The organism is Arthrobacter sp. TE26545, from assembly GCF_056279005.1.
The window spans coordinates 960,373-981,216 of the sequence record NZ_JBWBQM010000001.1 but is presented as its reverse complement, the minus strand read 5'-3'; the positions used below and the strand labels follow the sequence as shown (position 1 = coordinate 981,216).

At 66.7% G+C, this 20,844-nt stretch carries 20 protein-coding genes; all 20 read right to left on the bottom strand.

All coding sequences use genetic code 11. The annotated features are described in order from the left end of the window. Positions 1-16: 16 nt before the first annotated feature. The 20 genes from ACZ9CK_RS04405 to ACZ9CK_RS04310 all read right to left on the bottom strand — a co-directional run bounded on the left by ACZ9CK_RS04405 (position 17) and on the right by ACZ9CK_RS04310 (position 20,639). Positions 17-1,426: a S8 family serine peptidase gene (locus ACZ9CK_RS04405; protein ID WP_476049354.1), complete on the bottom strand. Its 1,410-nt coding sequence runs from the start codon at positions 1,424-1,426 to the stop codon at positions 17-19. Next, positions 1,426-2,376 (bottom strand): Ppx/GppA phosphatase family protein, encoded by a 951-nt coding sequence (locus ACZ9CK_RS04400; protein WP_476049353.1) that lies wholly within the window; start codon positions 2,374-2,376, stop codon positions 1,426-1,428. The genes ACZ9CK_RS04405 and ACZ9CK_RS04400 overlap by 1 nt, the downstream gene beginning before the upstream one ends. Then, entirely contained in the window at positions 2,373-3,044 is a 672-nt protein-coding gene (locus tag ACZ9CK_RS04395) for a DUF501 domain-containing protein (RefSeq protein WP_426302531.1), read from the bottom strand. The genes ACZ9CK_RS04400 and ACZ9CK_RS04395 overlap by 4 nt, the downstream gene beginning before the upstream one ends. Positions 3,045-3,111: 67 nt before the next feature. Beyond that, the gene (locus tag ACZ9CK_RS04390) at positions 3,112-3,804 is read right to left on the bottom strand and encodes an FtsB family cell division protein (protein ID WP_476049352.1); all 693 of its coding nucleotides are present in this window, start codon (positions 3,802-3,804) and stop codon (positions 3,112-3,114) included. A gap of 178 nt (positions 3,805-3,982) precedes the next feature. Further along, complete coding sequence (eno, locus tag ACZ9CK_RS04385) at positions 3,983-5,263, bottom strand: phosphopyruvate hydratase (protein ID WP_426302529.1); 1,281 nt, start codon at positions 5,261-5,263, stop codon at positions 3,983-3,985. A gap of 120 nt (positions 5,264-5,383) precedes the next feature. Beyond that, entirely contained in the window at positions 5,384-5,971 is a 588-nt protein-coding gene (locus tag ACZ9CK_RS04380; protein ID WP_426303396.1) for a MazG nucleotide pyrophosphohydrolase domain-containing protein, read from the bottom strand. Positions 5,972-6,077: 106 nt separating this feature from the next. After that, positions 6,078-7,226: an adenosine deaminase gene (locus ACZ9CK_RS04375; protein ID WP_426302528.1), complete on the bottom strand. Its 1,149-nt coding sequence runs from the start codon at positions 7,224-7,226 to the stop codon at positions 6,078-6,080. Between the two features lie 38 nt (positions 7,227-7,264). Further along, on the bottom strand, positions 7,265-7,924 hold the full coding sequence (locus tag ACZ9CK_RS04370) for a DedA family protein (protein WP_426303395.1): 660 nt from the start codon (positions 7,922-7,924) through the stop codon (positions 7,265-7,267). Positions 7,925-8,167: 243 nt separating this feature from the next. Beyond that, positions 8,168-8,785 (bottom strand): DedA family protein, encoded by a 618-nt coding sequence (locus ACZ9CK_RS04365; RefSeq protein WP_426302527.1) that lies wholly within the window; start codon positions 8,783-8,785, stop codon positions 8,168-8,170. Between the two features lie 22 nt (positions 8,786-8,807). Then, positions 8,808-10,121, bottom strand: a complete 1,314-nt coding sequence (locus ACZ9CK_RS04360) for a thymidine phosphorylase (protein ID WP_476049351.1) — start codon at positions 10,119-10,121, stop codon at positions 8,808-8,810. Beyond that, positions 10,105-10,521, bottom strand: a complete 417-nt coding sequence (locus ACZ9CK_RS04355) for a cytidine deaminase (RefSeq protein WP_476049350.1) — start codon at positions 10,519-10,521, stop codon at positions 10,105-10,107. The genes ACZ9CK_RS04360 and ACZ9CK_RS04355 overlap by 17 nt, the downstream gene beginning before the upstream one ends. 3 nt (positions 10,522-10,524) lie before the next feature. Then, positions 10,525-11,820 carry an ABC transporter permease gene (locus ACZ9CK_RS04350; RefSeq protein ID WP_476049349.1) on the bottom strand — a complete coding sequence of 432 codons (1,296 nt, stop codon included), beginning with the start codon at positions 11,818-11,820 and terminating at the stop codon, positions 10,525-10,527. Further along, a complete protein-coding gene (locus tag ACZ9CK_RS04345; protein ID WP_426302524.1) occupies positions 11,817-13,148 on the bottom strand; it encodes an ABC transporter permease in 1,332 nt (443 codons plus the stop codon). The genes ACZ9CK_RS04350 and ACZ9CK_RS04345 overlap by 4 nt, the downstream gene beginning before the upstream one ends. After that, positions 13,138-14,658 (bottom strand): ABC transporter ATP-binding protein, encoded by a 1,521-nt coding sequence (locus ACZ9CK_RS04340; RefSeq protein WP_426302523.1) that lies wholly within the window; start codon positions 14,656-14,658, stop codon positions 13,138-13,140. The genes ACZ9CK_RS04345 and ACZ9CK_RS04340 overlap by 11 nt, the downstream gene beginning before the upstream one ends. A 131-nt stretch (positions 14,659-14,789) precedes the next feature. Continuing rightward, the gene (locus ACZ9CK_RS04335) at positions 14,790-15,896 is read right to left on the bottom strand and encodes a BMP family lipoprotein (protein ID WP_426302522.1); all 1,107 of its coding nucleotides are present in this window, start codon (positions 15,894-15,896) and stop codon (positions 14,790-14,792) included. Between the two features lie 229 nt (positions 15,897-16,125). Then, a complete protein-coding gene (locus ACZ9CK_RS04330) occupies positions 16,126-17,142 on the bottom strand; it encodes an NADP-dependent oxidoreductase (RefSeq protein WP_476049348.1) in 1,017 nt (338 codons plus the stop codon). Next, positions 17,139-17,570, bottom strand: a complete 432-nt coding sequence (locus tag ACZ9CK_RS04325; protein WP_426302520.1) for an organic hydroperoxide resistance protein — start codon at positions 17,568-17,570, stop codon at positions 17,139-17,141. The genes ACZ9CK_RS04330 and ACZ9CK_RS04325 overlap by 4 nt, the downstream gene beginning before the upstream one ends. A 61-nt stretch (positions 17,571-17,631) precedes the next feature. Then, positions 17,632-18,072, bottom strand: a complete 441-nt coding sequence (locus ACZ9CK_RS04320) for a MarR family winged helix-turn-helix transcriptional regulator (RefSeq protein ID WP_426302519.1) — start codon at positions 18,070-18,072, stop codon at positions 17,632-17,634. 145 nt (positions 18,073-18,217) lie between these two features. Then, entirely contained in the window at positions 18,218-19,417 is a 1,200-nt protein-coding gene (locus ACZ9CK_RS04315) for an amidohydrolase (protein WP_426302518.1), read from the bottom strand. Between the two features lie 88 nt (positions 19,418-19,505). Further along, entirely contained in the window at positions 19,506-20,639 is a 1,134-nt protein-coding gene (locus ACZ9CK_RS04310; RefSeq protein WP_426302517.1) for a mannose-1-phosphate guanylyltransferase, read from the bottom strand. Between the last annotated feature and the right edge of the window lie 205 nt (positions 20,640-20,844).

Genomic DNA, 20,844 nt, shown 5'->3' with positions numbered 1-20,844 from the left:
CCGGGAAGCCTTTCGACTACTTCCTGGTGCCCGGCTCCACTGCGTCCAGAGTGCCTGTTTCCGGTTCGGCGGGGGTGCTCCGGTAGACCCTGCGCAACTGGATTCCGGCACCTGCGACGATCGCGATGAACAACACGCCGAAGCCGACGACCACCACGCCCGGAAGGGCGGTTCCCGCATCAGCCGGGGCTTTGGCCGCGGGGACGGTGGGATCCGGCAGGGTGGGTTTGGCGCTTGCCTTCTTCGTCGGGCCGGGCTCCTGCGTGGGAGTGCTGAAATCGCCGCGCCGGTGGACCCGGATCCATTCGCTGATGGAACCCAGGGGGTTGCGCTTGGCCTCCGGGACGCTCGTGGTCAGCGCTGCCTTGGCGTCCAGCACCCCGTAGCCGTAGATCGGGTCCTTGCCCTTCACGCCGGCGTCCCTGGCGGTGCTGACGATCCTGTTCACTACCTGCTTGGCGCTCATGTCGGGCCACTTGGAGCGGATCAAGGCGGCCACGCCAGAGACGATCGGGGTGGCCCCGGAGGTTCCCGCCCAGTCGGCGTAGCGCCCGCCCGGCATGCCGCCGACGAGTTCCTCGGCGGGGGCCGCAACACCGATGCTGATGCCCTGCGATGACGAATCCACGCTCGCGTTGCCGTCCCTGTCGAGGCCGCCGACTGTCAGCACGCCGGGGATCGTGGCGGGGGCTCCCACCTGCACGTTGCCGCCAATGCGGTTGCCTGCGGCAGCGACGATCACCACGTCCTTCTGTTCCGCGTACAGGAAGGCCGCGTCCCAGCTCTGCGGCCACTCCGGCGAGGTGCTGCCGAGGGAGATGTTGATGACCTTGGCGCCGTGGTCCACGGCCCAGCGCACGGCTAGCGGGATCTGTTCCTGGTCGGTCTTGCCGGCGGGGTTCGGCGAGCCAAGCCACGTGGACACGGAGAGGATGTCCGCTTCAGGCGCGACCCCGATGATGCCTTCCGTCCCCCCGGTGGTGGCTTCCGAGCCGGAGGACGCGGAACTGGCCTTCTGGTGGCCGCGGCCGGCGAGCAGGGTGGCAACGAGGGTGCCGTGTTCGGGCTTGGCGCCGATACTCTTTTGCCCGTCCGGATTGCCTGCACCGGACACGTCGGTGCCGCCGACGACCACCCCCTTCAGGTCCGGGTGGCGTCCGTCCACACCGCTGTCGATGATCGCGACTTTCACCCCGGCGCCCTTGGATTCCTTCCAGGCTTCGGAGATCCCGGATTCCTTGAGCCAGTATTCCTTGTCCCGCCAGGTGTCGGCGGCGGCCGGCTGCGCCGTGGCCAGGCCGCCGGCAGCCAAAACCGCGGCGAGCCCGGTGGAGGCGAGCAGGCCGGCTAGCCTGGCAGCAAGGGTGCGCGGCCGCCGTCGTGGTCCGGAGGCCTTCGGCAGGAGCGTCATCAGCGGATCCCCCATTACGGAATGCTCAGCGCTATGCCGTCGAGGATGTCGTGTTCGCTGGAGGTGGCACCGGTGATGGTTCCGGCGCTGGCCTGTGCGAGCCGCTGCAGGATGCGTCGCCAGACCAAGGCACCGGCTCCGATGACGTCCACCCGTCCGGGGTGCATGTACGGCAGCTTCGCCCGCTCTTCCCGGCTCATCTCCAGCAGCTCGGTGGCGGCCTTGCTGATCTGTTCGAGGTCCAGCGTCGCGCCGTGGATCCGGGCAGGTTCATAGCGTTCCAGGCCAAGCGCGTGCGCAGTGATGGTCGTGATAGACCCGGCCACGCCGACGACGGCGGTGCTGCGTTCCAGCGGAACGGTGCCGGCCGCGAGGTCGATGGCGTCGTCGACGTCGGCCTCCGCCGCGGCGATTTCCGCCGCGGTCGGCGGGTCGCTGCGCAGGTGCCGCTCGGTGAGGCGTACGCAGCCGATGTCCACCGACTTCGCCGCGATCACGCCATCGGCGTCGCCGAGCACAAACTCGGTGCTGCCGCCACCCAGGTCCACCACCAGCACCGGGTCCTTGCCGCGCGAGGGCAGCACGCTGCTGGCACCGGCGAAGGACAGCGCGGCTTCCTCGTCACCGGACACGACTTCCGGCTCCACGCCGAACAGCTCCCGGATGCCGTCCACGAAGACCTGCCGGTTGCGTGCGTCACGGCTGGCCGAGGTGGCAACGAAACGGACTTCGCGGGCGCCGTGCTCCTTGATCAGGCGGGCGTAGTCGCGGCTTGCGTCGAAGGTCCGCTCCAGGGCTTCGGGCGCGAGTTCGCCGGTGGCATCCACGCCCTGGCCCAGGCGCACCACGCGCATTTCGCGCACGACGTCGCTCAGCGGGGCGCCGTTTGCGTCGGCCCCGTTCACATCGGCAATGAGCAGGCGGATGGAGTTGGTGCCGCAGTCAATCGCAGCCACGCGCTTCATGCAGTGCCTTCTTCCGTGGTCTTGGTCTTGCGGATGGGTGCGGGGCGGCCCACGATCCCGGGCAGTCCCTGCGGTCCGTGGCGGCTGAGGTCCTTGGACGGCGCTTCTCCCCCGGTCTCCCAGGCGCCGTCGCAGTAGCAGCGGTCCTTGGTCCACCACTCCGCGATGGCATCCAGTGCCTCGTCGCCCAGGGGGTTGACGCCCGGGCCTGCGGCCAGGGAGTGCCCCACGAGGACATGCAGGCATTTGACGCGGGTGGGCATGCCGCCGGCGGAAACCCCGGCGATTTCCGGAACCTCGCCCGTTCCGGAGCGGCCCGCGATCTCGTCCCGGGCGCGCAGGTAGGCCTCGTGCGCCCCGCGGTAGGCCTCGGCCAGTCCGGAATCGGCGGAAAGGCGGTCGTTCATCTCGTTCATCGTGCCACCGGCTTCCAGCCGGGACACGGCGGAGGTGATGACCGGGTGCGTCAGGTAGAAGGTGGTGGGAAACGGGGTGCCGTTGCTCAAGCGGGGTGCGGTTGCCGCCACCAAGGGGTTGCCGCAGACGCAGCGGGCGGGGATCTCCACCACATCGCGCACGGGCCGGCCTAGCTGGCGGCTCAGGACGTCCAGGTCATGTGCCGAGGGCGTGCGGGATTCCTCCGTCGCAGGGGCCGTGTTCTCTTGCACTGGCGCTGCCACCTTCCTGCCCTGTTCTGCCGTTCCCTCCAGGGCACGACGGCGGCGGGCACCGCGTCTAGTCTGTTGCCGAGCGTCGGATCGACTCCCACAGGCCATCCACCCAGGGCAGGTTTCCCGGGGTTCCGGACGCTCCGTTGCCGGTGCGGCCACCGGGGGTACCGGCGGGAACATCCGCACCAAATACCCAGTAGCCCGTTTCACCCGGCATAACCATGTTAATGCGGTCGCGTGCCTGCTGCTTGACGTAGTTGGGGTCCTGCCAGCGCGAGAGCTGCTTTTTCAGCTCCTGCTGCTCGGCCTGCTTGCCCGCGATTTCGGCCTCCAGCGCGGAGATCTCCGCGCGTTTCTCCAGGAAGATCTTCACCGTGGGAGCGAGCAGGACCGTGATGGCGATCATGACGACGGCCAGCGCCAGCATGCGCCCCGAGAAGGCTTTGGCCGGGACGGGGTCGTCGCCGTCCTTGGCCGGGCCGCCGGCTTTGGAGATCACCGGCATCGGCGCGGCTTTGGCAGGGGCAGCCTTCGACGCCTGCCCCTTCGGCTTGGCGGCGTTGGCACCGCGTGCCTTGGCGGGCGACGACGGAGCGGGGGTTTCCTGAGGGGAGCTTGCGGGCGCTGTGCTTGCCGGAGCTGTGGCCGCTTTGCGGGGCTCGCCGAAGTCTGCCCGGATGACATCGCCGCCGTCGGCCTTCTGCTGCGGCCGGCCGAGGGCGTCAGCCCTAGGGACTTTGGGACGGCGGGTTGCCATGACACTCCTGTACTGCCTGCTTGTACTACTTGGTGCTTGCCCGGCGGCTTGCTGCGTTCGATGTTCCGCACGGCCGCCCGGATCGCGGGAATTCCCTGGTATCGCGGGTGTTCCCTTAAACGGAACCGGTGGCCATGGTCTTTCCACCATAGCCACCGGTCAGCCGTTTTCGCGGATGCTAGCCCTTGAAACGCGGGAACGCGCTGCGGCCGGCGTAGCGTGCGGCGTCGTCGAGTTCCTCTTCGATGCGCAGCAGCTGGTTGTACTTGGCAACGCGCTCGGAGCGGGCCGGGGCACCGGTCTTGATCTGGCCGGCGTTGGTGGCGACGGCGATGTCAGCGATGGTGGTGTCCTCGGTTTCGCCGGAGCGGTGCGAGGTGATGGTGGTGTAACCGTTGCGCTGTGCCAGGGACACGGCGTCGAGGGTCTCGGTCAGCGAACCGATCTGGTTGACCTTGACCAGCAGGGAGTTGGCCGTGGCGGCGTCGATGCCCTGCTGGAGGCGCTCCGGGTTGGTGACGAAGAGGTCGTCGCCTACCAGCTGGACCTTGTCACCGATCGTGTCGGTGAGGATCTTCCAGCCTTCCCAGTCGTTCTCGTCCAGCGGGTCCTCGATGGAGACAAGCGGGTAGTCGGCAACGAGCTCGGCGTAGTAGGCGCTCATGTCGGCAGAGCTGAGGGCCTTGCCTTCGAACTGGTACGCGCCGTCCTTGTAGAACTCGGAGGAAGCGACGTCCAGGGCCAGGGCGATGTCCTTACCCGGGGTGTAGCCGGCCTTCTTGATGGCTTCCTGGATGAGGTCCAGGGCGGCACGGTTGGAGGGCAGGTTCGGGGCGAAGCCGCCCTCGTCGCCGAGGCCGGTGGCCAGACCCTTTTCGTTCAGCACGGACTTGAGGTTGTGGTAGACCTCGACGCCCCAGCGCAGGCCCTCGGAGAAGGTCTCGGCGCCGATCGGGGCGATCATGAATTCCTGGATGTCGACGTCGGAGTCGGCATGCGAACCACCGTTGAGGATGTTCATCAGCGGCACCGGCAGGACGTGGGCGTTCGGGCCGCCCAGGTACTTGTACAGCGGCAGGTCGGCGGAAGCGGCGGCGGCGTTGGCCACGGCCAGGGAAACGCCCAGGATGGCGTTGGCGCCGAGCTTGCCCTTGTTCGGGGTGCCGTCCAGGTCGATCATGGCCTGGTCGATGCTGCGCTGGTCGGTGGCGTCGAAGCCGATCAGGGCCGGGGAGATTTCGTCGATGACGGCGTCGACGGCCTTCCGGACACCCTTGCCGAGGTAACGGCCCTTGTCGCCGTCACGCAGTTCGACTGCCTCGTGCTCACCGGTGGAGGCACCGGAAGGAACCGCGGCGCGGCCGATCTGGCCGTCGGAGAGCAGTACCTCTACTTCTACGGTCGGGTTTCCGCGGGAATCAAGGATCTCGCGGGCGTGGATGGCATCGATAAGCGCCATGGATTGCTCCTTATGGTGAAGCGATTTACTGGGAATCTAGAGGGAAAGTCTCGACGTCCTCGTCGGCACTAGCCTAGTCGAGAGTGGCCAAGGTTACGGAACGGTTTCCTCGAAGGCACCTCACGCGGTCCCTTCCCCGTCCCCCTGGTAGCGGCGCACCGCCCCGCGAAGGGCCCGTTCGGCGTCGAATCCCTGCTCCCGCGCGGCGGCGGCAACGGCGAGCAGGTAATCGCCGAGTTCCGCTTCCGTCGCGTGAACCGGGACGGGAACGACGGCGGGAGCCGGCCTCCCCGCCCGGCCTGCCCTTTCAGCCCGGTCCAGGGATTTCTGCGCGAGCGCAAGCGCCGGCAGGTGCGGCGGGATGCCTTCGAAGGGATCGCTCCGCCCGGGTTTTTCGGCTTTCTTGACGGCGTCCCATTTCTGCACGATCTCCTCGACCGTGGCAGGGAAGGATTCCTGCAAGGTACCGTCGGGCCGGAACACGTGCGGGTTCCGGCGGACCATCTTCGCCGCGATGGCCCGGGCGACGTCGTCGAAATCGAAACGGCCGTGCTCCTCGGCGAGCCGGGCGTGCAGCACCACCTGGAGCAGGACATCGCCAAGCTCGCCGGCGAGTTCCTCCTCCTTGCCCGCCTCGATCGAGTCCACTACTTCGTAGGCTTCCTCGATCAGGTACTCCACGAGCGATTCGTGAGTGAGGGCACCCATCCAGGGGCAGTGCTCGCGCAGGGCCGCAATTACCTCCACCAGGCGGGAAACGGCTCCCCCGGCGGGAACGCCGCCGGGGGAGCCGTTTGCGCCGGACACCGGTTGGTCAGCCGGCAAGGTTGGCGTAGGCGTCGTTGATGTATTCGACCAATGCTTCCTTCTCGTCCAGCGAGAGGAAGGAGGCCTCGGCGGCGTTGAGGGTGAGCTCCAGCAGGTCGTCGAGGTCGTAGTCGAAGGTTTCCACTAGCAGCTCGAACTCGTTGGTGAGGGTCACGCCGCTCATGAGGCGGTTGTCGGTGTTGACCGTGACGTTGAAGCCCAGCTGGTACAGCATGTCGATCGGGTGGCTCTCGATGCCCTCGCCGAACTCAGCGATCGCGCCGGTCTGCAGGTTGGACGACGGGCAGATCTCCAGGGCGATGCCACGGTCGCGGACCCAGGCGGCCACCTCGCCGAGGGTCACCATGCCCACGGCTTCCTCGCCGTCGTTCTCCGGGTCCATGTCCTCGAACTCCACGGAGATGTCCTCGGCGATCCGTACGCCGTGGCCCAGGCGCAGTGCGCGGCCGTCCACGAGCGCGGAACGGATGCTGTCCAGGCCCGCGGCTTCGCCGGCGTGCACGGTGGCCGGGAAGTGCTGCTCAGCGAGGTAGGTGAAGGCGTCCTTGAAGCGCGACGGCGGGAAGCCGTCCTCGGCGCCGGCGATGTCGAAGCCCACGGCCCCGTTTTCGCGGTGGCGGACGGCGAGCTCGGCGATTTCCTGGCTGCGGTCCGCGTGGCGCATGGCCGTGATGAGCTGCCCCACCTGGATGTCGCGCCCTCGTGCGGCCACGGCTTCCACGCCGGCTTCGATGCCTTCCTGCACGGCATCCACAACCTCGTCCAGGGTGAGGCCCTTCTGCAGGTGCTGCTCCGGCGCCCAGCGCACTTCCCCGTAGACGACGCCGTCGTCCGCGAGGTCCTCGACGAATTCCTTGGCGACGCGCACCAGTGCTTCCTTGGTCTGCATCACGGCGATGGTGTGGTCGAAGGTCTCGAGGTAGCGGACCAGGGAGCCGGAGTCCGCGGACTCGCGGAACCATTCGCCCAGCGCCACGGGGTCCGTGGACGGCAGGGTGTGGCCGACGGCTTCGGCGAGTTCAATGATGGTGGCCGGGCGCAGTCCGCCGTCCAGGTGGTCGTGAAGGGAAACCTTGGGCAGGTTCTTCAGATCGAAATCAAGGGCAGGGGCGGCATCAACAATGGGTTCAGTCACGGTCTAAGACTAGCGTGCAGGGGTCCCCGGAAATGCTGTCACCCGGCGTCCGGGATCCGGGCTGCTTCTTTCTCATCCTGCACGTCCGTCTCCGGCACCGACGCTGCGGCGTCCTTCTTTTCAAGGCGCTTGTGCCACCAGCGCAGTGCGTGGTCCACGACGAAGCCAAGGACGACGGCGAACGCCACTGCGATGCCGACGCCCAACAGGGGGTTGTTGTGCACCCAGCGCCCCGCGAGCAGGCCGACTCCGATCGAGTAGCCCACCCAGGTGAGGCAGGCGAACGCGTCCAGGAAGAAGAAGGTACGGTGCCGGAACCCGGTCTGCCCGGCGACGTAATTGACGGCGACGCGGCCCCAGGGGATGTAGCGGGCGGTGAAGATGAGCACGGCTCCGCGTTTGCCGAGCTCATACTGGGCCCAGGCGAACATCTTCTTGACCTTCGGCCGCCGCATCCATTTCCAGCGTTCCAGACCGATCTTGCGGCCCAGCAGGTAGGCCATGTTGTCCCCCGCCATCGCGCCGACGAGGGCGGTGGCTCCGAGGATCCAGAGGTTGGGTTCGCCGTGGTGCAGGGAGAGAGCCGACAGACCCACGATGGCCGTTTCGCTGGGCAGGATCGTGGCGAAGCCGTCGATGAAGAAGAACACCAGGAGCACGGGGTAAATCCATGGTTGCCCGGCGGCGTGCTCAAGCATCTGGTTCAGGAATTCCACGGACGACGGCTCCTAGTACTGACCGGGCGATCTGACCGGAGGAATAAGGGTTGGACAGCTTGTCCAAGTGTCCCACGGCCGGCGCGCCGTTCGCTACGCCCCGGCCGTGGGAATCACCGCTTCCAACGCTATCCCGGGAGGCCGCCTCCGAGGGTCCCCCTGCGGGGTGATCTTCCGGCGTCGGGCACCTCATACCCAGGGTTGAGCTGGCACCAAAGGGTGGGATCAGGCGGCGTCCAGGTCCTCGGGCAGCGGGCCGCGCACTTTGCTGATGATCCGGTCCACGATCACGCCCAGGATCACGGCCGCGACGATCGCGATCACGGCGCCCAGCAGGTGGTTGTGTTCGAACCACTGGCCGAAGAAGACGCCGATCCCCACGGAGTAGCCGGACCACAGCACCGCGGAAAGTCCGGTCAGGGCGACGAACTCCCCGTGCCGGAAATGCGTGGCGCCCGCGGTGAGGTTGACGGCCACCCTGCCGACCGGAATGAAGCGTGCCACCAGGATGAGCGAAGCTGCCCGACGGCGGAGCTCCCGCGACGCCCAGCGGAACGCCCCCTGCATGCGCTGGGTCCGCATCCACCGCCAACGCCTGGTCCCTATCCTGCGGCCAAGGAGGTAGGCGATGTTATCGCCGCTGAAGGCACCGATGGCCGCGACCAGGACGAGCATCCACCCGTTGGGCACCCCGGCCGTAGCGGAGACTGCGGCCAGGCCCACCACCACGGATTCGCTGGGGATCGGTGGGAAGAAGCCGTCGATCAGGCAGCAGGCGAGGACGAGGAACAGGACCCAGGGTTGCCCGGCGGCTGCGAGGATGAAGTCGTTGATTGCCTGCACGGTTTCCTAGGCTATCCGGTCCCTAGGCGATCCGGTCGATGATCAACCGCTGTGCCGGGCGGGAGCCTTCCGGTCCGATCACAACTGCATCCTGCAGTGCTTCCTTGGCGCGCCCGAACTTCTCCGGGGTGTCGGTGAGAAGGGTCATGAGCGGTTCGCCGGCGCGCACATAGGCGCCGGGCTTGGCGTGCATCCGCACCCCGGCACCGGCCTGCACGGCGTCTTCCTTCCGGGCCCGGCCCGCCCCGAGCCGCCAGGCAGCGACACCCACGGAAAGCGCATCCAGTTCCAGGAGCACGCCGTCGGCCGGGGCGTAGATGACCTCGGACTCCTTCGCCACCGGCAGCGCGGCCCTCGGATCGCCGCCCTGGGCCTCGATCATCCGGTTCCAGGCGTCCATCGCACGGCCGTCCTTGAGCGCGGCAGCGGGATCGGCGTCGTTGATTCCGGCGCAGGCGAGCATTTCCTCGGCGAGCCGGACGGTGAGTTCGACGACGTCTTCCGGGCCGCCGCCGGCCAGCACCTCCACGGATTCCTCCACCTCGATGGCGTTGCCCGCCGTGAGGCCCAGCGGGGTGTCCATGTTGGTCAGCAGCGCCACGGTGTTCACGCCCGCGTCCGTGCCCAGGGCGACCATGGTCTCCGCCAGCTCCCGGGCCCGTGCCTCGTCCTTCATAAAAGCGCCGGAGCCCACCTTGACGTCCAGCACCAGCGAGTCCGTGCCTTCGGCGATCTTCTTGCTCATGATCGAGGAGGCAATGAGCGGGATCGCCTCAACCGTTCCCGTGACGTCGCGCAGGGCGTAGAGCTTCTTGTCCGCCGGCGCCAGGCCGCTGCCGGCGGCGCAGATAACGGCGCCCATGTCCTGCAGCTGGTCCAGGATTTCCTGGTTGCTCAGCGCGGCCCGCCAGCCGGGAATGGCCTCGAGCTTGTCCAGCGTGCCGCCGGTGTGTCCGAGGCCGCGGCCGGAGAGCTGCGGCACGGCCACCCCGAACACCGCCACCAGCGGTGCGAGCGGGAGGGTGATCTTGTCCCCCACGCCCCCCGTGGAGTGCTTGTCCACGGTGGCCTTCACGCCGCCGTCGGGACGCCGCAGGCCGGAGAAGTCCATCCGTTCGCCCGAGGCGATCATCGCCGCCGTCCAGCGGGAGATTTCCTCCCGGTTCATGCCGTTGAGCAGGATGGCCATGTTCAGGGCGGACATCTGCTCGTCGGCAATGACGCCGCGGGTGTAGGCATCGATGGTCCAGTCGATCTGTTCGGGGGTCAGGGTTCCCTTGTCCCGCTTGATGGTGATGATCTGTACTGCGTCGAATGGTTCATTTGCTTGTGTCATCGAAATCCTCCAGATTTTCCGGACCAAAGGCATCGGGCAGCACCTGGTCCATGCTCTTGATGCCCTGCGTCGTCATCAGCTGCATCCCCGGTGCCCGGAATTCGTAGAGCAATTGCCGGCAGCGGCCGCAAGGCATGAGCACGGCGCCCTGGGCGTCGACGCAGTAGAAGGCCGCCAGGCGACCTCCGCCGCTCATGTGCAGTGCCCCCACGAGCGCGCATTCGGCGCAAAGGGTGAGGCCGTAGCTGGCATTTTCGACGTTGCAGCCGCTGATGATCCGGCCGTCCTCGGTGAGGGCTGCCGCCCCCACCGGGAACTTCGAATATGGCGCGTAGGCCCGTTCCATGGCGGCGACAGCTGCCGATTCCAGGGCTTCCCAGTCCACGTACCTTTCGGCCAAGGCTCAGCCCTTCACGTACGGTATGCCGCTGGCCGCCGGTGGCCGGGACCTACCCACCAGTCCGGCGACGGCGAAGATCGTCACCAGGTAGGGCAGCATCGCCATGAACTGGCTCGGCACCGGAGTGCCGATGATGCCCAGGATGGACTGCAGGTTGTAGGCGAAACCGAACAGCAGGGAGGCCAGGAAGGCGCCGATAGGGTTCCACCGGCCGAAGATCAGGGCTGCCAGGGCGATGAAGCCGCGGCCCCCGGAAATCTCCTTGGTGAAGGAATCGATGGTCACCAGGGTGAAGATGGCGCCGCCGATGCCCGCGATCGCACCGCCCAGTGTGACGTTCCAGAATCGGGTGGCGTTGACGTTGATGCCGAGGGTGTCGGCCGCCTGGGGGTGCTCGCCGACGGCGCGGACGCGCAGGCCCCAGCGGGTCTTGAACAGGCCCACCCACACAACCGCCACGGCCACGTACATGAGGTACCCGGCGACCGACTGCTCGAACAGGATTGGGCCGATGATCGGAATATCGGACAGCAACGGGATCGGCAGGATGTCCAGCCGGGCCGGGGTGTTGAACAGTTCCTTGTCCGGCGCCATCACGGTACCGAAGAGGAAACCAGTCAAGCCGGACACCAGGACATTCAGCACCACGCCCACGATGATCTGGTTGACCAGGTACTTGATGCTGAACACAGCGAGCACCATGGATACGAGGGCCCCTGCCGCGGCCGCGGCGAGCAGGCCGACGTAGGCGTTGTGGGTCACGGTGGCCACGAGCGCGGCGGTGAAGGCACCGCCCAGCAGCTGGCCTTCGATGGCGATGTTGACGACGCCGACCCGCTCGCAGAGCACGCCGGACAGGGAACCGAAAACCAGCGGCACGGCCAGGGTCACGGAACCGGCAATCAGGCCGGCCAGCGAGATCGAGGGTTCGCGCGCGCCTGCGACGATCCACACCAGCAGGGCGAAGACAAAGACCACGGCGAAGACGATCGGCAGCCACTTGGGCGAGCGCTCTCCCCTGTTCCACAGGTAGACGGAGTAGGCGGCCATCGCCAGGAGGAGGATTGCCAGGACGATCCCTCCGGCCTGGCCAGGAATCTGCAGCGCGGGAAGGGCGATTGCGTCGCCCTGCTCGCTGATCTTCATCTCGGCGGTCCTGCCGGGCCCGAGGAAGCCGAAGAACACCAGGGCCACGAGGGAAAGCACCCCGAGCGAAACGGGAACCTTCAGCGACGGGCGGACCGCCGTCGTCGGCCCTGCGGCGCCGGACGCCGGCTTGGGCGCGGTTGCGGTGGTCATTTGGCACCTCCGGTGGCGACGGCGGCCTTCGCCGCAGTCTTGGCACGCTTCTTCCTGGCGGGGTTCAGCCCGAAGATCGAGCGGATCAGCGGAGGAGCGGCGATGAACAGGACTATAAGGGACTGGACGACGAGCACGATGTCGATCGGCGTGCCGGTCTGGATCTGCATTTGCACGGCACCGGCGCGGAACGCTCCGAACAGCAGGCCGGCGAAGAAGGTGCCCCATGGGGTACTGCGTCCCAGGAGCGCCACGGTGATCGAGTCGAAGCCGATCTGCGCGGCGACGCCGTCGGTGAGGACCTTCTCCGTGCCCGCCATCTGGGCGATCCCGCCGAATCCGGCCAGCGCCCCCGCCATCGCCATCACGAGCACGGTGGCCCTCTGGACGTTGACGCCGGCAGTCCGTGCCGCCGCGGGGTTTGCGCCGACTGCCCGGAACTCGAAACCGATGGTGGAGCGGTTGAGCAGCCACCACACCCCGACGGTCAGTGCCACGGCGACCAGGAAGCCCAGGTGCAGCCGGGAGCCGGGGATGAGCTGCGGGTAGACCGCAGTGTCATCGAGTCTTGGCGAAATCGGACTGTTGTCGCCAGGACGGCGGAAGGCGGCGGTATTGAGCAGGAAGTCCAGCAGGAACAAGGCCACGTAGTTCAGCATGATGGTCACGATGACCTCGTGCGCGCCGGTCCTGGCCTTGAGGATGCCGACGATGCCGCCCCAGATGGCACCGCCTATCACGCCCATCACGATCACCACGAGCAGGTGCACCACGAGCGGCAGGTGCCAGGTAAAGCCGGCATAGGCGCCGAGCGTGGCGCTCATGATGATCTGGCCCTGGGCACCGATGTTGAAGAGGCCTGCCCGGAACGCCAGCGCGACGCCAAGGCCGGCACAGATCAGCGGGGTGGCCACGGTCATGGTTTCCAGCAGGGGCGAGAAACCTTGCCGCGGGTTGAACACGGAGCCTTGGAAGAGCGCAACGTAGCTGCGGGTCATGGCGCTCCATAGGGCGCCCAGGAAGTCGCTGGGCCGGGCGAAGAAGTAGCCTGCGGTCTTCGTCACGTTGGCGTCCGTGCTCGCGATCAGGATCCCGCCCAGCACCAGGGCGACTACCACCGCCAGGACGGAAACGAAGCCGTTGCCCATGACGATCCGGCGCAACAGGCTTCCCTCCGCGTGGCCGGTGTCCCCGCTTTGCGTGGAGACCGGCACGAGTGACGGTTCCAGGGTGCCGCCGGCTGTATCAAGCGCGACGTCGGCGGCCTGGACTTCGGCGCTGGACTCCCTTTCGGAGCCGGCCTGGGGAATAGGGTCCTTAGTTGTCATCGGAGCCTCCTTCGGGGCCCACCCCGGCCATCATCAGGCCGAGGGTGTCTCGAGGGGTTCCGGCGGGGACGATGCCCACCAGTTTGCCCTTGTAAAGTACGGCGATTCTGTCGGCCAGTTCGACCACCTCGTCGAGTTCCGTGGAGACGATCATTACGGGAGTGCCGGCGTCGCGTTCGGCCACGATCCGGCGGTGCAGGAACTCGATGGAACCGACGTCGACACCGCGCGTCGGCTGGCTGGCGATAAACAGGCGCAACGGCCGGGACAGTTCCCTGGCCATGACCACCTTCTGCTGGTTGCCGCCCGAAAGCGTCCCCGCTGCCGAGCCTGGCGAGGGAGTCCGGATGTCGAACTCCTTGACCTTGGCGGCGGCGTTTTCCGCCACTCTAGCGGGGCTCATGCTGACTCCCCTGGCGAAGGGTGCCTGGTCATAAAGGTCCAGGACCAGGTTTTCGGCCACCGAGAAGGGACCGACCAATCCGTCGTGGGTGCGATCCTCGGGGACGAAGCCGACGCCGGAGCGCAGCACCTCCTTGACCGGCAGGCCGAGCAGTTCCTTGCCGTCGAGGGTGACGGATCCCGCCACGTGCTCTTGGACGCCGAGGATCGCCTCGGTCAGCTCGGTTTGCCCGTTGCCTTGGACGCCGGCGACGGCAAGGATCTCGCCCTGGGCGATCTCGAAGCTGATCCCGTCCACCACGTTGGTTCCGTTGGCGGCCCGCACGGTGAGGTCCTTGACCACGAAGGTGGTTTCCTTGGGCTGGGCGGTGGCCTTGTCCAGGGTCAGGCTGACGGGGCGGCCCACCATCATGGACGCCAGCTCCGTGGGCGAGGCCGTCGGCGGGGCGTCGCCCACCACCTTGCCGCGGCGGATCACCGTTATGACGTCGGAGACGGCCTTGACCTCGCGCAGCTTGTGCGAAATGAAGACGATTGACGTTCCACCCGCTTTGAGCTGGCGCATGATGTCGAGCAGCTCATCGGTTTCCTGCGGGGTCAGCACGGCGGTGGGCTCATCGAGGATAAGCACCTTGGCCTGCCGGACCAGGGCTTTGATGATTTCGACGCGCTGCTGCACACCCACAGGCAGGTCTTCCACGAGGGCGTCGGGATCGACGTCGAAGCCGTATTGGTCCGAGATCTTGCGGATCTTCGTCCGGGTCTCCTCGAGGCTGAGAACCCCGCCAAGCGTGGTCGGCTCGGCTCCGAGGGCAACGTTTTCGGCGACCGTGAAGACCGGTACCAGCATGAAGTGCTGATGGACCATTCCGATGCCCGCTGCCATCGCGTCACCCGGTCCGCGGAAGGCCACGGCTTTCCCGTCCACCAGGATCTGGCCAGCCGTCGGCTCGTACAAGCCGTACAGCACGTTCATGAGGGTTGATTTTCCGGCCCCGTTTTCACCGAGGAGGCAGTGGATCTGGCCGGATTCGACGACAAGGTCGATGTCTTGGTTGGCGTAAAAGGATCCGAAGGCCTTCGAAATCCCCTTCAATTCGAGTTTCACAACTCCCACCGTTCTTTGAGTCCGAAAGACGGCCGCACTGGTCGTTCGCAGAACTTGAGCACAGCCTAGTTTGGGCAAAAACATGCCGCCAGTACCGAGGGCCGGTACCGGCGGCGTGTTTGCTGGAGTGCCTACTTCTTGGGGCTGGCCTTGGACTCGACCACAAGCTTGCCGGAAACAATATCGGCCTTCAGGGCGTCCAGTTCCGATTTGGTTTCCGCGGAAACAGCGGAGTCGAGGTCGTGGAACGGGGCGATCGCGACGCCGTCGTTGGCCAAGGTACCGACATAGGCCTCATTGGAGAACTTGCCGTCCTTGTCGTCCTTGACCACAACTCCAACGGCCTCGTCCATCTTCTTCACGATGGACGTGAGCATGAGGTCCTTGTACTCCGGTGCTGTCAGGAAGCCATCGGAGTCGACCCAGATCAGCTTGACGTCCTTGCCTGCGGCTTTGGCTTCCTTGAGCGCTGCGCCGGCGCCCTTTCCGACCGGACCGGCAACGGGCAGGATGATGTCCGCGCCCTGGTCCAGGAGGTTCTTGGTGACCTGCTTGCCGGTGTCCTGCTTTTCGAAGTCACCGGTGAAGGACCCGTCCTGGGTGGTCTTGTCCCAGCCGACCACCTGGACGCTCTTGCCCTTGGCCTTGTTGTAGGCCTGGACGCCGTCGTAGAAACCGTCCATGAAAATGGTAACGGTGGGGATCTTCTTGCCGCCGAAGGTGCCTACCTTGCCGGTCTTGGACGTTGCCGCTGCCGCGTAACCCGCCAGGTAGGCGGCCTGTGCGGTGTCGTAGACAATCGGCTTGATGTTGGCGATCGGCTTGTCGTACGCGAAGTCGATGATCGCGAAGTGCTTGTCCGTGTTGTCGGCGGCGGCCTTCTTGGTGGCGTCGCCGAGGAGGAAGCCGACCGTGACGGTGAGGTTGCAGCCGGCGCTCATCATGCCGTTGAGGTTGGTCTCGAAGTCGCTGTTCGACTTGGATTCGGCCGATTTGAAGTTGATGCCGAGATCCTTCTCCGCCTTCTTCATGCCGTCGTAGGACGACTGGTTGAAGGACTGGTCGTCGAAGCCGCCGGAGTCGGAGACGATGCATCCGGTGTAGTTGCTGGCCGTCTTGCCGCCGGAGCCGGCGTCCGGGGCTGCGCCACAGCCGCTGAGCATGAGGGCTGCTGCACCTGCGGTGGCGATGCCGGCAAACGAACCGCGCTTGAGGGTGGCACGCAGTGATTGCTTCAATTTTCCTCCAGGAAGAAAGTGATTGATGCTACGACGGTGGGTCAATGAGTGTCCGTTTCGAAGACTCGGGCCTGAAATTCTGTTTTCACTGATGCTTCGCAGCATGCGCGGGAGCGCACTGATGTATCAAACACTAGTGGCGCAGGCCACACCATGGCATAACAAAAGCCCAACGATCCGCGGATTGTTGGGCTTTTGTTACTTTGCAGTAGGCGGCGTGCGCGAGGGCTCAGATCCGCACGAGCATCTTGCCCGTGTTGGCTCCATCCAGCAGGTCGATGAACGCCTGGGGCGCGTTCTCCAGCCCGTCCACGATGGTCTCGTCGTAGCGCACGGTTCCGTCCGCGAGCCACGCCGCCATCCGCCCGGCGAATTCTGCCGCATGCTGGCGCTGCCCGCCCACCAGGAATCCCCGGAGCGTGAGCTGCTTGCCGATCGCCACGGCCAGGTTGCGCGGGGCAGCGGGCGGCTCAGTCGAGTTGTACTGGGCGATGGCCCCGCACATGGCAACCCGGCCTCCGGGGTTCATGAGAGCGAGCGCGGCCTCGAGGTGTTCGCCGCCGACGTTGTCGAAGTAGACGTCGACGCCGCCCTCCCCCGCGGCAGCTTCCAGCTGCTCCAGCACAGGGGCGTCGCGGTAGTTGAACGCGGCGTCGAAGCCCAGTTCCAGCAGGCGTTCCACCTTCTCCGGCGTTCCGGCACTGCCGATCACCTTCGAGGCACCCATCGCCTTGGCGATCTGCCCCACGATCGAACCCACTGCGCCGGCGGCGCCGGACACGAAGACGACGTCCCCGGCCTTGAATTCGGCCACCTTGAGCAGGCCGGCGTAGGCGGTCAGACCGGTCATCCCCAGCGCCCCAAGGAACGCCGAATGCGGTGCCAGTCCGGCCGGTACCGGCGTCGCCGCAGCGGCGTCCACCACCGCGTACTCCCGCCAGCCGCTCTGGTGCACGACGACGTCGCCCGGCTTGTGCGCGTCCGAACGGGACGCGATCACCTCACCTACGGCCCCGCCGTCGAGCGCTTCATCCAAACGGAAGGGGGCCGAGTACGACTTGCTGTCGTTCATCCGGCCGCGCATGTACGGGTCAACGGACATGAACTCGTTCCGGATCAGGAGCTGCCCGTCCGCCAGCTCGGGGATCCCGGCCCCGGCGAGGCGGAAATTTTCCGGCACGGGGCGGCCCTGGGGTCGGGAGGCGAGCTGGATCTCGCGGCCGTTCAGCAGAAGGGGCTGGCTCATGCGGCCACCTCCACGAGCTTGATGTCGACGTCGATGTTCCCGCGCGTCGCGTTGGAGTAGGGGCAGATCCGGTGGGCCTTGGCCACCAACTGTTCGGCGGTTTCGCGGTCGAGTGCCGGGAGCGCGATCTCTAGCTCGGCGGCGAGGCCGTAGCCTTCACCGCCTTCAAGGGCGCCGAAATGGATCCTGGCAGCGACCGCGGAATCACTGAGGTCCACCCGCGCCTTGCGGCCCACCAGGCGCAGCGCCGAGTGGAAGCATGCGGCGTAGCCGGCGGCGAAAAGCTGTTCCGGGTTGGTGCCTTGGCCGTTGCCGCCGAGTTCCACGGGGCTGGCAAGTGCCACGTCCAGCTTGCCGTCCTTGCTGCGTGCGTTGCCGTCGCGGCCTTCGCCGGTGGCCAGGGCCTCCGCGGTGTAGAGGGTTTTCACGGTACTTTCCGTTCTGTCGTTCGGGATTCTTGGAGGTGTTCCAGCTGGGGAGGCCGGAGGCCTAGTGCTTGTCCGCTTCCTGCAGCGCGGCGGTAAGCCGGAGCAGGGTTCCGTGCAGTTGCTCCAACTCGCCGGCGCTCAACCCGGCGGCGTCTGCGAGCCTTTTCGGCACGGCGGCGGCGCCTTCGCTGAGTGCGCGGCCTGCGTCGCTGAGGTGGACCTCGACGCGCCGTTCGTCTTCAACCGAACGACGGCGTTCCACGAGGCCGAGTGCCTCAAGCCGCTTCAACAGCGGGGACAGCGTGCCGGAGTCGAGTCCGAGCGCGGTGCCCAGTTCACGGACCGTGCGGGGCTCTTCCTCCCAGAGCACCAGCATCACGAGGTACTGGGGGTAGGTCAGGCCGAGCGAATCGAGCACGGGCCGGTAGACCGCCGTCGCCGCCTTCGAAGCGGAGTACAGCGCAAAACAGACCTGATGGTTCAACCGGGGTGCGTCACTCATGAAGAAAACAATAGACCACAATTAGATTGTGCACAACTCAATTTGGCCGAAGTAAGCGCGAACGTACAGTTGAGGCCCTCAAATCGCGTGATTCAGGGCCTCAGCTGTACGTTCGCGCCGGTCCCACCGGCGGCGGTGGGAGGAACTAGAGGTCGCGGAGGGTGCGCAGGGCCGCCGCGGCCAGGACCTGCACGGCGTAGCCGAGGGCACGCTCGTCGACGATGAAATCGCCGCGGTGCAGGTCGTACTCCTCGCCGCCGGGAGTGTGGGTGCCAAGCCGCATCATGGCACCCGGGAGATCGGCCAGGAACCAGGCGAAGTCCTCCCCGCCCATGGACTGCGGGGTCAGGACCACCGCGTGCTCGCCGAGTTCGGCGCGCGCCGCTGCTTCGATGATGGCGGTTTCGTCTTCGGAGTTGACCACCGGCGGAACGCCGCGGGTGTGTTCCACGCGCACTTCCACACCGTAAGGCGCAGCCACTTCGTGAACTACCTCGTCCAGCAGTTCGCCGGCACTGTGCCAAGCGTCGCGGTCCAGGCAGCGCATGGTGCCCGCCATGTAGCCGTTCGCCGGAATCGCATTGGGTGCGGAACCTGCGGAAATCTGTCCCCAGACCACGGAGACACCGCTGCGCACGTCGACCCGGCGGGAGAGGACCGCGGGAACGTTGACGGCGATCTGCGACAGCGCGAAGACAAGGTCCTCGGTGAGGTGTGGGCGCGAGGTGTGGCCGCCGCGGCCGGTCAGCTCGATCTTGATGGTGTCCGACGCCGAGGTGATGGCGCCGATGCGGGTGCCGATCTGGCCCACGTTGATGCGCGGATCGCAGTGCAGCGCCAGGATCCGCGGGACGCCATCGAGCACGCCTTGCTCGATGCAGGACAGGGCACCGCCGGGCATGGTTTCCTCGGCCGGCTGGAAGATGATGCGCACGGATCCGCCGAGCGGCCTGACCTGATGCATGCCGTGCAGCACCAAGGCAACGCCCAGCATGGTGGTGGTGTGCACGTCATGGCCGCAGGCATGGGTGACGCCGTGGTTCTTCGAGGCAAAGGGAAGTCCCGTTTCCTCGATGATCGGCAGGGCATCGATGTCGCCGCGAAGGGCGGTAGCGACCGGCCCGTCCCCCACGTCCACCGTGAGGCCCGTTCCTTCGAGCCGGCGGGGCTTCAGCCCCGCGGCCTCGAGGCGCTCCACGAGCTTGTCCGTGGTGCGGAATTCCTTGAAGGAAAGCTCCGGGTGCGCATGCAGGTCCCTTCGGAATTCGATGAGTTCCGGCAGGAGTTCCTCAAGCCACGGTCCCACCACGGGAGTCGGCTCGGTTTCAGTAGTGAAATTGCGCACCTCACAACTCTAGCCACCCCGGCGCGCCGCGGACCGAAAGAGGTCTCTTGGTTACGAGATTGTGCCCTTCCAGACACCGGCCACGCGGCTACAGGACGTCGGTGTCGCCACTGGCCTTGAGCGCGTCAACGGCACCCTTGACCCGCTGGGCGTGCTCCTTGGTGGTGACCAGCAGGGCGTCCGGAGTATCGACGATCACCACATCCTTGATGCCGATCAGCGCGATGACGCGTTTCGTATCGGACACCACCACGCCGCTGGCGTTCTCGGTGAAGACGCGGGCGCCTTCGCCGAGCACGGTGACCTCGTCGACGTCGCCGGCGCTGTTCAGCCGTCCGATCGCGGCGAAGTCACCGACGTCGTCCCAGCGGAAGGTGCCGGGCACGACGGCGACATCGCCCGCTGCCGCTGCCGGTTCCGCCACCGCATAATCGATGGCGATCTTCGGCAGCGTGGGCCAGACCCGTGCGGTGACCTCGGCGCGCTCCGGAGTGTCCCAGGCGGCCGCGATTTCCTGCAGGCCCGCGAAGAGTTCCGGCTGGTTCGCCTCGAGGTGCTTGAGCATGAGCGCCACGGGCGCCACGAACATGCCGGCGTTCCAGACGTAGTCGCCCGCCTCGACGTACTTCCTGGCAACGTCCTCGCTGGGCTTCTCGACAAACTCGACCACGGCATGGGCGTTCGGTGCTCCGTCGACATCAAGCAGCTTGCCGCTGCGGATGTAGCCGAAGCCGGTTGAAGGGTGCGTCGGCTTGATGCCGATGGTGACGATCTTGCCGGTGGCCGCCGTGTGGATGGCTTCCCGGACGCTGTCCTGGAAGACGCCGTCCGGGCTGATGACCTGGTCCGCGGCAAAGGAACCCATGATGGTCGCGGGGTCCCGGCGGTGCAGGATCGCCGCGGCCAGGCCGATGGCGGCCGCGGAATCCTTAGGCTCGCTTTCGAGCACCAGTTCGTCCTCGCCCACTTCCGGGAGCTGGCGGCAGACGGCCGCACGGTGCGCGACGCCGGTGACCACCAGCACGCGGTTGCCGGCGAGGGGCTCGAGCCGGTCGTAGGTTGCACGCAGCAAGGTGGAGCCGGAACCGGTCAGGTCGTGGAGGAACTTCGGCGCAGCGGCACGCGAGAGGGGCCACAGGCGCGTCCCGACTCCACCGGCCGGGATGACCGCATGGAAGCGGCTCAGCGGGGATTCGGGGCGGGAAGCGTTGTCTGTACTCACCGCCTTACCTTATCCGACCGTGCCCGCATAAACGCTTTTGTGGTGTTCGTCTCATAAACCCATGTAAAAGGTTGAAAACAAGGCGGGAAACATTGGATTTCGCCGGCGGGCTAGGAAGACCTGAATTGAATAAGCTGTGAGCGAAGCCTAGATTTAGGCTGAGCTACGAGTGCTCTCGCAGCTGGCGTTCCCCCGCATGGTCCCG